This is a genomic window from Paenibacillus sp. LRG-1 (assembly GCF_057220305.1).
Window position 1 is genome coordinate 2,959,285 of record NZ_CM170126.1, and the last position, 12,523, is coordinate 2,971,807.

The 12,523-nt window shown below is 42.7% G+C and carries 8 protein-coding genes; 7 read left to right on the forward strand and 1 reads right to left on the reverse strand.

What is annotated here, in order from left to right; genetic code table 11:
- Window positions 1–149: 149 nt before the first annotated feature.
- A complete protein-coding gene (rpoN, locus tag ACUUJN_RS13000) occupies window positions 150–1,532 on the reverse strand; it encodes an RNA polymerase factor sigma-54 (protein WP_484669711.1) in 1,383 nt (460 codons plus the stop codon).
- A 273-nt stretch (window positions 1,533–1,805) separates the two neighbouring features.
- Here rpoN and ACUUJN_RS13005 point away from each other — a divergent pair, with 273 nt between their 5' ends.
- From ACUUJN_RS13005 to ACUUJN_RS13035, 7 genes are all read left to right on the forward strand, one after another.
- Complete coding sequence (locus tag ACUUJN_RS13005; RefSeq protein ID WP_339202213.1) at window positions 1,806–2,627, forward strand: Cof-type HAD-IIB family hydrolase; 822 nt, start codon at window positions 1,806–1,808, stop codon at window positions 2,625–2,627.
- A 49-nt stretch (window positions 2,628–2,676) separates the two neighbouring features.
- Window positions 2,677–5,457, forward strand: coding sequence for a sigma-54-dependent transcriptional regulator (locus ACUUJN_RS13010; protein ID WP_339202215.1), 2,781 nt, complete (start codon window positions 2,677–2,679; stop codon window positions 5,455–5,457).
- A 201-nt stretch (window positions 5,458–5,658) separates the two neighbouring features.
- Window positions 5,659–6,078: a PTS sugar transporter subunit IIA gene (locus ACUUJN_RS13015; RefSeq protein WP_013309476.1), complete on the forward strand. Its 420-nt coding sequence runs from the start codon at window positions 5,659–5,661 to the stop codon at window positions 6,076–6,078.
- Between the two features lies 1 nt (window position 6,079).
- Window positions 6,080–6,562 carry a mannose/fructose/sorbose PTS transporter subunit IIB gene (locus tag ACUUJN_RS13020; protein ID WP_023988665.1) on the forward strand — a complete coding sequence of 161 codons (483 nt, stop codon included), beginning with the start codon at window positions 6,080–6,082 and terminating at the stop codon, window positions 6,560–6,562.
- Between the two features lie 39 nt (window positions 6,563–6,601).
- Window positions 6,602–7,372: a PTS mannose/fructose/sorbose transporter subunit IIC gene (locus ACUUJN_RS13025; protein ID WP_023988666.1), complete on the forward strand. Its 771-nt coding sequence runs from the start codon at window positions 6,602–6,604 to the stop codon at window positions 7,370–7,372.
- Window positions 7,373–7,400: 28 nt separating this feature from the next.
- On the forward strand, window positions 7,401–8,225 hold the full coding sequence (gene manZ / locus ACUUJN_RS13030; RefSeq protein ID WP_013309479.1) for a PTS mannose transporter subunit IID: 825 nt from the start codon (window positions 7,401–7,403) through the stop codon (window positions 8,223–8,225).
- 163 nt (window positions 8,226–8,388) lie between these two features.
- The gene (locus tag ACUUJN_RS13035) at window positions 8,389–12,003 is read left to right on the forward strand and encodes a GH32 C-terminal domain-containing protein (RefSeq protein WP_484669712.1); all 3,615 of its coding nucleotides are present in this window, start codon (window positions 8,389–8,391) and stop codon (window positions 12,001–12,003) included.
- Window positions 12,004–12,523: the final 520 nt, after the last annotated feature.

Below are 12,523 nucleotides of genomic sequence, written 5' to 3' on the forward strand. Positions count from 1 at the left end.
TTTTTCTTACAGCAAATTGGAAACGTTTCAAAAGTGAAAACATCCTAGTTCAAGAAAGGGGTGTAATGGTGAATTCAAGAACTAGCGAGTCGGATCAAGCTTTCCTGAGACGTTGCCTGTCTTGCTGCATCGCCACTATCTTTAACCATTCAAACTTCAAACTTTTTTCTTTTGGCAGAAGAAAGATATCTTAGTTCTTCTCGATATTTCGCCACGGTTCTGCGTGATAAATGCAAACCTTCCTTTCCCAGCAGGGTAGTAATAGCCTGATCCGATAACGGTTTTTGCTTGTCCTCATCATCTATCAAATTTTTGATACGCTTTTTTGCACTCTCCGATGAAGCAGCATCTCCGTCCGCTGACGTCAAGGAGGAAGTAAAGAAGAATTTGAGTTCGAACAATCCGCGAGGCGTCTGTATAAATTTATTACTGACCGCCCTGCTGACCGTGGATTCGTGTAAGCCCGTCTTTTCGGCAATCTCCTTTTGGGTGATTGGTTTGAGGAAATACACGCCATGGTCAAAAAAATCCTGTTGCTTTTCCACAATGGCTTTGGCAACCCGTAGAAGGGTCAGCCGACGTTGCTTCAGGCTATTGATCAGCCATTTTGCCGTATTCATCTTCTCATGGATAAAAAGTTTGGTTTCACTATTCGGTAGATCCCGCATCATTTGCTGGTAAAAAGGGTTGATCTCAACCCGCGGCGCACTAATGTCATTAATCAGGACAAGATATTCGCCGTTGGCTTTTTCGACCGTGATATCTGCTATGATGTATTGCTGCTCTTTATGAGCAAATGCTGCGCCCGGGCATGGATTTAGCTTGCGAATTCGATCGGCCATCTGTATAACCTCTCGCCTACCGATTTCAAGAGCATCCGCAATTTTTTGTATCCGATTGTTTGCCAGATCAGCCAGATGGTTGCTTACCATTCTGACTATGCATTCATCATCCATGCCAGCAAGCTGGAGCTGGAGAAGAAGACACTCTTCCAAGCTGTAAGAGGCGATCCCCGGTGGATCAAAACTCTGTATCACCAAGAGCATATCCTCAATTTCGGCTATGGGAACGTCCACTAGTGAGGCGACTGTTGGAACATCAAGTTCTAAATATCCCATTTCGTTCAAATTGCCAATGAGGTACCGTGCCACCATACGCTGTGAATTTGTAAGCCCACATACCAGTCCAAGCTGCCTGTTCAGGTGTTCAAACAGGGTATCATTCGGATTGGGGACAAAGTCCAGAAATGTAACGGGGGTTGCTCGCTGGACCGATGGATATTTTTCTCCGCCACGATAATGTTCAATCAGCTCTCCCTGATCTTTCTGTGAAAACTGCTCTGCTTCTTCTTTGATACCGCCAATGGACATATTAAACTCCGGCAAATCAATGACTGGATTATTGTTCGCCTGTTCATGCAGAAAGGATATTAAATCAGCCGAAGAATATTGCAAGATCGTGATTGCTTGTCGCAATTCGGGCGTCATAACCAGCTTGAATCCTTGTTCCTGTTGTAATCCATATCGTATCATTGACTTATTCAAACTCCTTTTCCATACATTTCCGGCACAAATTCACAGTCAGTCATTTATGAAAGATCTACTTCTCTATGCCTATGCAATTCTCCTGCCTAGATGTTAACGTTACCGAGTAATTTTATCTGATAGAAACGATTCAAAACAAGCCAAAGCTTGTCGTAATAAGTAACAGTTATTATGTGTGTTGTATTTTTGGTTATATACACTATCTTTCTTGTATACTCATTCATTGAATAACAAAATACACTGGAGCTGGAGGAATCATTTATGGAAACTTATAAAATTGTCTGCATTGATATTGACGGGACGCTGCTTAACTCGGCGCATCAAATCACGGAAGCAACCAAAGAAACCATTCTCCAGGTTATAAATGATAAGCAGATTCCAGTGGTTCTTGTCTCTGCGCGAATGCCAAAAGCAATTATTCCATTGCAGAAGCATCTTGGTATTTCGGAGCCTCTCATATGCTACAGTGGGGCACTTGTTATAGATAAACACGGGAACAAGCTGAACACCCGTTATATAGATAAGCAAATGACACAGCGTTTGCTTGACAGCCTGGCTGCCTATGATCTTCACGTAAGCCTGTATAAGGATGATGAGTGGTATATTGAGCAATTGGATGCATGGGCGCTTCAAGAACGTGACATCACCAATATCGAGCCTCGCATTTATAGTTTTTCTAAGCTTACCAATGGTTGGAGGGAAGAGACTGATGGAACCAGTAAAATTTTGTGCATGGGTGATCCCGAAGAGATCAGACGCGTCCTTCAAGTATTGCGACCCGTATACGGCGAAGAAGTAAATCTCTACTTATCCAAGCCTACTTATCTGGAAATCATGTCAAAAAAGGCTTTCAAAACCGCAGCCATTCAAATTCTGCTAAAAGAGTACCAACTGAAACAAAGCGATTGTCTGGCTATTGGTGACAACTACAATGATATCGACATGCTGGCCTTTGCGGGACTTGGCATTGCCATGGAAAATGCTCCCCTTGAGGTCAAAGCTGTTGCCAACACCGTTACTCTCTCGAATGACGAGGATGGAGTAGCTCATGCGCTGAAAAACCATATTCTGTTCCCTAAATAAGCAGGTTGAAATCAATTTCCAATGACTGATTCAGGCTGGAGGAATACAGGTGAAAAGAATAGATAAGATTTTAGAGTATATTGCCGAAAGCACCAAGAAAATTTCCAAAGAGGCTTTATTTGCGGGGGAAGGGATTACGGCTGCGGAAATTGCTGATGATCAAAAGATGTTGAGAAACAATGTGAGCAAAGAGTTGAATAATCTGCTGCGTGACGATCTAATCCTTAAAATCAAAGGAAGACCGGTCAGATTTCTGCACAAGCAGATTATCGAGGACACCTTTCGGGTTCAGCTGAAAGAGAAACAAATTGAGGTCAAAAGCATCAAAGAGGTATTGCTGCCTGACGAACAGGTCGATCCGTTCCATGCCTTGATCGGTTTCAGGGGCAGCATGCGTAACCAGGTTGAGCAGGGGAAGGCAGCGATTCTGTATCCTCCTAGAGGTCTGCATACCCTGATAGTCGGGCAGACGGGTGTTGGAAAAACTATGTTTGCCAGGTTGATGTACCATTATGGCAAGTATATGAAGCGGTTTTCAGAGCATGCGCCATTTATCGTTTTTAACTGCGCTGATTATTTCAATAACCCCCACTTGCTACTTTCCCACATCTTTGGTCACGTTAAAGGGGCGTTTACAGGCGCTGATCATGAAAAAGCAGGGCTGGTGGAGAAAGCTGACGGAGGCATCCTGTTTTTGGATGAGATTCACCGTTTACCCCCGGAAGGCCAGGAAATGATTTTCTATTTCATGGATACTCACACCTATAACAAATTGGGCGAAACGGATCGAAAAAGAGATGCGAGTGTGTTATTGATTGGAGCTACGACGGAGGATCCCGGATCATCCATGCTAAAAACCTTCATTAGGCGCATACCCATCACAATCAATATCCCTTCCCTTCAGGAACGTGCTATTGAGGAGCAAATGCTGATTTTGAAGCATTTGTTTGCTAACGAGTCCAATAGGGTAAACAAGCCGATTAGGATTGAACCAGAGGTAGTAAGAGCACTGATCGGCAGCGTCACCTACGGCAATATCGGCCAGTTAAAGTCGAACATCCAACTGGTATGCGCTAAAGGTTTTTTAAACAGCATACATGAAAACAAAGAAGAAATAGGACTTGATTTTAAAAACCTGCCGGGAAATATCCGAGATGGTTTGTTTAATATTGATAAAACGCAATATAAGATGAAGGAAATCGGATGTATTTCCTCGTGCCTATACATTACTCCTGAAGGAAGAAAAGCTTTGGATGAAGAGGTTGTTTCCGAGCTGCCGTTTAACCTTTACAAACTAATTGAAGACAAGATTGGCATGCTGAAGGAAGAAGGGCTAGACGACGCCTACATCCACAGATTTATTGCTACGGATGTCAATATCCATATTAAAAGCTTTTATAACCGTTTTTATAACACCAAGGGGAGCAGGGAACGAATTCTGAAAATTGTGGACAAAGACATCCTTGAATTCTCCGAGCAGATTAAGGAAATGGCCAAAAAGGAACTAAACCGAATTTACAGCGAGAGATTCGTGTATGCTTTCAGTCTTCATTTAAGCGCCTTTTTCAAGCGCACCAGAGAGAAAAAATACGGTGATGCACGAATCTATGAACCGATGAATGAACATGATGAAGAGTACAGACTGGCCCAGACTATCAAAAGTTTGATCGAGTCTAAGTTTGGTGTACATGTACCGGAGGCCGAAATAACTTATATGGCGATTCTTCTGAAATCTGTTGAGGAAGAACGACAGGGTAGTGTGGGAATTATTGTGGCAGCACACGGTACCAGTACAGCGAGCAGCATCGTCGGCGTCGTAGACAGCTTGCTGGGCAGTTCTAATCTTTGTGCTGTTGATATGCCTCTCGATGTCAGTCCTAGGGAAATTTTGGAGCTTATTATCGATAAAGTAAAGAGCATTGACCGTGGTAGAGGCGTGTTGCTGCTGGTTGATATGGGCTCTTTGCTCAATCTTGAAGAAACTATTATGGAACGTGTTGGAATCAATGTAAAGACTATTGATATGGTTTCAACTCCGCTCACGCTGGAGGCTGTCCGAAAGGCCAGTGTTTTTGACATGGGGATAGAGGAAATATACCAATCGCTAAAGGATTTCAGGGGATATAACAATAGCAGCGCCGCAGTGAAAGTAGTTCATAAGGCAATTGTGACGGTTTGCTCCTCCGGCAAAGGTGCAGCGGTCAAATTGAAAGAGTTTGTAGAGAAAATTGTCTGCGATTTGACGGATGAGGAAATACTTGTTGTCCCGGCAAACGTAAGGGAGTTGGATAAAGTGGTCCAGGATATGCGGTCTAAGCGAACAATTCTTGCTGTGATTGGAGTAAAACGGCCAAGCGAGCCGGAAATCCCGTTTATTCCTTTGGAAAAGCTGATTGAAGCAAGCGGTGAGCAGACATTGAGAGAGCTACTGCTGAATAACAAACAGATCCCTGCTGTGGATCAAAGTGTAGTCGTCAGGGAGTTATGCGAGGAAAGCCTGAAAGAATTTATGACTTATTTGAATCCCCACAAAATTCTGGGAATGGTGATGAGATTTGTGCAAGAGCTGGAACTTGGATTAGAAGTCAAATTTGATTATGCAACAAAAGTCCAAATTTCTACTCACACAGCTTATGCGCTGGAACGTATGGTTATTCGCGATGGACTTGTTTATCAGGGGGAAGTGAAACAGCTCGACCAGCACATATTCGAGGTGGTAAACCGTTCATGCAGCATATTTGTTTCTGGTATGAATCTTACTCTTTCTGATGACGAAAAATATTATATTTGCGAAATGTTGAGCGAAGTATATAACTTTATTCCACAGTAATGGCCAAAGAGTATAAAACGCTTTCATATGTGTATGAAAGCAGTGGAGATTGATAAATAATGATCTGTTCAGACTGGAAAAAACCTCCGACGCAACGGGGGTTTTTTTGTTGTTTACAAAATTCCCTCTGATCTATACAGAAGTTTGGCACAGAACTTGCATCATAGATATATGTGGAGAGAAACAAAGGGGGTGAGACAGATGATCGGTGTAATTGTTGGGACACACGGGAAATTTTCTGAAGAAATACTGAGGTCAACAGAAATGGTTTTCGGCCAATTGGATAATGTGGCAGGTGTTACGTTTGAACCAGGTGAAAGTGTCAGCGGACTTGTAGAGAAATATAAGGCTGCGTTGGCATCGCTGGATTGGACGGACGGTGTTATCTTCCTTGTTGATCTATTCGGCGGCAGTCCTTATAATGCTGCCAGCCGAATTGCGGTTAACCATGAAAAAATGGATATTGTGACAGGAGTAAACCTGCCAATGATCGTTGACCTTCTTGCAAACAGAGGGATTGAACAAGTAGAGAATTTGGTAAATCTAGCGATACATGCGGGGCACGATTCCATGATGTCTTTTCGTGCCATTCGAAACAGTCAATTAGAGGAGGAATTATAGAATGGAAATTGCATTAGTTCGTATTGATGACCGTCTGATTCACGGTCAGGTGGCGACCGTTTGGGTGAAAGAAGCGAAGTGCAACAAGATCATCGCGGTTAGCGATGAAGTCGCAGCGGATACATTACGCAAAACCTTATTGCTTCAGGTGTCGCCGCCTGGAATTAAGGCGTATGTCGTAACGATTAACAAAGCGATAGAGGCTTATAATAACCCCAAATACAGTGATTTTAAAACATTGTTCCTCTTTACCAACCCTACGGATGTACTGCGGGTTGTAGAAGGGGGAGTACCCATCCGCTCGGTGAATGTTGGAGGAATGTGTTTTAAGGAAGGAAAGACACAGATTACCGGGGCGGTATCCGTAAACCAACAGGATGTAGATGCATTTCGTAAGCTGCATGAAAGAGGCATTGAGCTGGAAATCAGAAAAGTAGCCAGTGATCCGAAAATCAACTTGATTACCAAACTGCAGGATTTGTGATCGTAAATACCAGGCGGCAACTAGAGAGGAGTTATAGAAATGACTGTTTTTCAAATTGTGATGGTAACACTGGTAGCGGCCATATGTGGCATGGGTAGCGTTCTAGATGAAGGGCAAACCCATCGTCCTCTGATTGCGTGTACGTTGATTGGCCTTGTCCTTGGCGATCTCAAAACTGGCATTATACTTGGCGGTACTCTGGAATTAATGGCTTTGGGATGGATGAATGTAGGAGCATCCATGGCACCAGACGCTGCTCTAGCCAGTGTGGTTTCAACCATTTTGGTCATCGTCGGCCATCAATCGATCGGCGCCGGAATTGCCGTTGCGATTCCAATTGCAGCCGCCGGACAAGTGCTTACCATTTTTGTCAGGACGATTACTGTCTTCTTCCAGCATTTAGCTGATAAGTATGCGGAATCTGCAAATTTCAAAGGAATTGAGCTATGTCACTTTATTGCCTTACTTTTGCAAGGTCTGCGCGTTGCTTTGCCCGCTGTTTTGGTGGCAGTTGCCGCAGAAACGGGCCTGGTGACTGCTATGCTTAACGCAATTCCGGAGGTTATCACAAGAGGACTACAAATTGCGGGCGGCTTTATCGTAGTCGTAGGGTATGCGATGGTCATTAATATGATGGCAGCCAAATACCTGATGCCATTCTTCTTTCTGGGCTTTGTCATTGCAGCTTTTACCAGCATTAATCTGGTTGGTTTTGGGGTCATTGGCGCGGTTCTGGCTCTGCTTTACATCCAGCTGAGCCCAAAATACAACCAGCGTAATGAGAAGATGGAAGAAATTGAAGAGTTATAGTAACTACCTGAAGGGAGAGGAGAGCACTATGAAAGAAAAGAAGCTGACTAAAAGTGATTTAAATAAGATGTTTGTCCGTTCATGCTTCCTGTTAGGCTCGTTCAATTTTGAGCGAATGCAGTCGATCGGTTTCTGTGTCACCTTGATCCCTGCGATTAAGCGGCTGTACAGCAAGAAAGAAGATCAAAAAGAGGCATTGAAAAGACATCTGGAATTTTTCAACACTCAACCGTTTATCTCGGCGCCTATTATGGGTGTAACGGCTGCGATGGAAGAGCAGAAAGCAAGCGGCCAGCCGATTGACAATGCCACCATAAGTGGAGTCAAAGTCGGTTTAATGGGACCCCTTGCGGGAGTGGGTGACCCCATTTACTGGGGGACTTTACGCCCGGTTCTGGCTGCACTCGGAGCCTCAATCGCCTTATCCGGCAGCCTTGTCGGACCGGTTCTTTTCTTCCTTCTCTTTAACACCGCACGCTTGGCAACGAAATGGTACGGTCTGAAATACGGTTATCACAAAGGTACGGAGATTGTCTCCGATATGTCTGGAAACCGGTTGCAAAAACTCACGGAGTCAGCCTCCATACTGGGGCTTTTCGTTATGGGCGCACTTGTTTCCAAATGGACCACCCTGAATGTGCCGCTGGTGGTATCAAGATATGTGGGAACGGATGGAAAAGAGGTTATTACGACCGTTCAGATGATTTTGGATCAATTGATGCCCGGACTTTTACCACTATTATTGACCTTTTTATGCATGAGGCTACTGAAAAAGAAAGTGAACGCAATCGCTCTGATTTTTGCTTTATTCGCAGTAGGCATTATTGGGTACGCATTTGGGGTTTTGGCTTAAAACGTGCCGGTCAGGGAGTCATCCTTGGCCGGACTTTGTCGGATTTTTGTGACCAAAACAGCGTAAACATAAGATATTGAGTTATAGAGATAAATGTAAACGCTTTATTTGTGGTATTAAGAATAACACTAGGTGTTCAAAATATTAAAATAGGATGTGAACGATGGTGAAGAGGAAGTTAAGTATGCTGCTTATTTGCTTTATGGTATTTAGTTTACCGTTAACTCCCGCCTTTGCAGCGGATCTTGGTTATTACGATGAAACTTACCGTAATCAGATTCATTTTTCGCCTGAGGCTAACTGGATGAACGACCCGAATGGAATGGTTTATTATAAGGGTGAATATCATCTTTTTTACCAGTATCATCCTTATGGGACGAAATGGGGACCGATGCATTGGGGGCATGCGGTGAGCAAAGACCTTATTCATTGGAAACATTTACCGATTGCGTTATATCCAGATGAAAACGGTCAGATTTTCTCGGGAAGTGCTGTGATCGATTGGAACAATACAGCAGGGTTCGGAAAAGAAGCGATGGTTGCGATCTTCACTCATTCCGGGGATAACGGCCAGGTTCAAAGCATTGCGTACAGCTTAGATAGAGGCAGAACCTGGACCAAGTATGAAGGAAATCCGGTAATGCCGGATCCCCCGATATCGGATTGGCGAGACCCTAAAGTATTCTGGCATGAAGACTCCAGACAATGGGTGATGTCTTTGGCCGCAGCGAATAAAGTAATGTTGTATACTTCCCCCAATTTAAAACAGTGGACCTATGCAAGCGAATTTGGTGAAGATAACGGAATACAGGCCAACAGTGTGGATACCACTTCGTACGCTATGTCTTCACAGGAAGGCGGTTCATTCACCTATGAGGGAGATATTACCCTTAATAAAAAGAATGGCAGGGAAGGCTCAGGAGGTCTGGTTTTTCGTGCTGACAAGAATGCGAAAAACGGTTATGTCGTCAGCCTGGATGCCAAAAATGATGTCGTTACTTTAAATAAGAATGTCGATGGATCGAATACAGAAATTGCTAGCAAGTCTTTAACCCTGGGAACCTCATCAACTTACAACGTGCAGGTAGACGTATATGGTCATGACATTCAGGTGTTTATAGATAATCAGTCTGTAATTAAAGAAACGGATACTGAATTTGATTATGGTTATTACGGTCTGACCGCCTGGAATTCAACAGCTTCCTTCCGAAATGTGAATTTCAAGAACACCTCTAACTTTGCAACCAATCTATCTAATTGGACAGCTGTAACCGGCCGGTGGGAAGATACCATGGAGGGGAAAAGCGGTACATCTGCAGATGATGCTTTTATCATAAGTGGTAAGACTGGGGACAACTTTATATATAATGCGATTATAGATTTGTCAGAGGGAGGAGATGAAACAGGATCACTTGTTTTCCGGACGGATGCTGATGCGAAAAATGGATATATGGCGAGTATCGATGCTTTAAACGATAAAGTGAAAATTGTGAAAATGGAAGACGGGAATAAAACGGTTCTGGCTGAAACCACAGTAACGCTGGATACTTATCAAAGCCATGATTTAAAAGTGAGCACATTTGGAACAAATATAAAGATGTATCTGGACGGAAATCTCATTCATGATATCGATGATGCAACCTTCCTGTCCGGCCATTTTGGATTACATCTTTTGCACTCTTCTGCGATATTTCAGGATGTTCAACTGGGTAGAAATATCATGACCGATGAGAAAGAAATCATCAATCATGATTTTGAAACAGGCGATTTAACCGGATGGACGGTGACCCAGGGTGATACTTTTTCGAATGATCATGTATCCAGTGAAGCGACTTATTGGGGTGGACCCTTCGGACATGAGGGGAATTATCACTTGTGGGGATATTCCAAGCTTCACGAGGGAGATGAAGCAACGGGTGAACTGCATTCCTCCTATTTTAAATTAAGCGGATCCGGAGAAATCAATCTGTTACTAGGAGCAGGCGATGATGGCGACAATACCTATGTATCATTGGTCAGAGCAGCCGACGATCAAGAATTGATCCGCCAGGCCAATATAAAATTTAATGAAGAAAAATATTCAAAATACGTATGGGACGCGTCCAAATATATTGGTGAAGTATTATATATCAAGGTAGTAGACCATGCCAAAGATGGTTACGGTCATATAAATGTTGATGATGTTAATGTTTATAATGAAGGGACCATATCGGATAAAGTTGACCAGGTTGCAAAAGAGCCGGAGAAAACAGATATGAAACAAAGCGGTCTCCTCACAGATTGGTCCGCTGTTTCTGGACAGTGGATTCCTTCCACAAACGGCAGCATCGGAGGAGTATGGGAATGTCCTACGTTAGTCGAATTGCCGGTTGATGGCGATCCTTCAAAAAGAAAGTGGGTCCTACAGGTAAGTATAAATGATGGTGCTCCGGCAGGCGGATCGGGCATGCAGTATTTTGTAGGCAGCTTTGACGGTAAAACGTTTAAAAATGAAAATACTTCCGATAAAGTGTTATGGACTGACTATGGCGCTGATTTTTATGCTGCTGTGGATTGGAGTGGAGTAGAAGGGAAGAAGGGTGAGAAATATTGGCTCGGCTGGATGAGTAATTGGAAGTATGCCAACGATACACCCACCTCAACGTGGAGAAGTTCAACAACACTGCCGCGGAAGATGGAGCTCACTCAAACCACAAAGGGTCTACGTTTAAAACAAACCCCTATTTCGCTAAAAAGCATTCGTGACAGAGGGGATCGTATATCGTATACCAATAAAATGATATCGGGTAACAGCCATCTTCTTTCTAATTTATCAGAAGATACATTTGAACTGATCGCTTTGTTTGATGTATCGGATACTAAGGCAACAGAAGTTGGCTTCAAGATCCGTGAAGGAGGTGAGCAATATACTACTGTCGGTTACGATGTCTACAACGAACAATTATTTGTAGACCGGACTCATTCAGGAGATTTCGATTACGGAAGTAGTGTAGTTGCCAAGCATGAGGGACCATTACAGGCAAAAAACGGCACGGTTAAATTGCAGGTAATTGTTGATAGATCAGCTGTAGAGGTGTTCGGTAATGATGGTACGACCGTGATTACCGATCAGATATTCGCGGATTCTGCAAGCAAAGGATTAAAAATTTATAGTAAGGGCGGAAATGTGAAGCTGAAATCTTTGGACCTATATCCTCTAAAGAGTGTATGGAAAGAAAAGAACTCTTCTTTTAAATCAAACTTATCAGGTTGGACCATCGTTAACGGGAACTGGGCGGACACCATTCATGGAAAACAGGGACAGAGTAAGGGAGATGCTTTCATAGTATCAAAAGTGACCGGCAGGAATTTTGTATATGAAGCCAATATAAACGTGCCAGATACAGATTCCCACCCCGGTAATTCTGAAAAAGATTTGATAGATAACTCCATTGGAGCAGGTTCATTGGTTTTTCGTTCTGACTTAACTGCAAAGAATTCGTATGCAGCAAATGTTGATATAAAAAATAATATTGTAAAATTAATTAAATTTGTTGATGGAACCGGATATGAAATTGCGACATATAACAATGATGGAAAACTGGATTTACAGCCAAATACAGATTATCATCTCAAAGTAGAAGCGCAAGGCGACATCACTAAGGTTTATTTGAACAATAAATTAGTTATCGACACAAAAGATCAAACTTATAAAGAAGGAAACTTTGGTCTCAATGTATGGGATACAACGGCTTTTTTTAATGAAGTTAAAGTGAAACTAAAACATAAAGATGAATGATTAAAGTTGGTTAAATAATGACATTTGTATCTCTATGAGTTTAGTTTGTGTCGCCGCGCAGCAGCGACACAAACTTTTTTTACATCGACACAAAGTTTCCAATCAAAACTACCCTTATAAAATCCAAGCTTAAGCAGGGAATTTACAGAAGCGGTTATGATTGAAGACGATACCTTCTATATATGGGTTGAAGAATACATAAGAAGACATTCGACATTTTTGATGAAATCCAAGTATGTAATGTTGGTATCGGAACTGGAGATTGAAGTGTTCCCTGAATATCCGTTTTTCATCAGCAAAATCAGAAAATAATCAGGCTAAGTGTAAATTGACTTAATGCAACCACTCTATTTGTATAGGCTTGGTTGCACAATTTTTGGTACTTCGCGAATAATTTTTTCTTTCATTTGCGATATAAAAGTTTTCATTTTCATCGACCAAGCTTTTCGTCATTCATTGGAAGGTGCCCTGATCAGCAGCATCTTTCCAATGAACGACGGACTACATAAAAAGGTGTCCA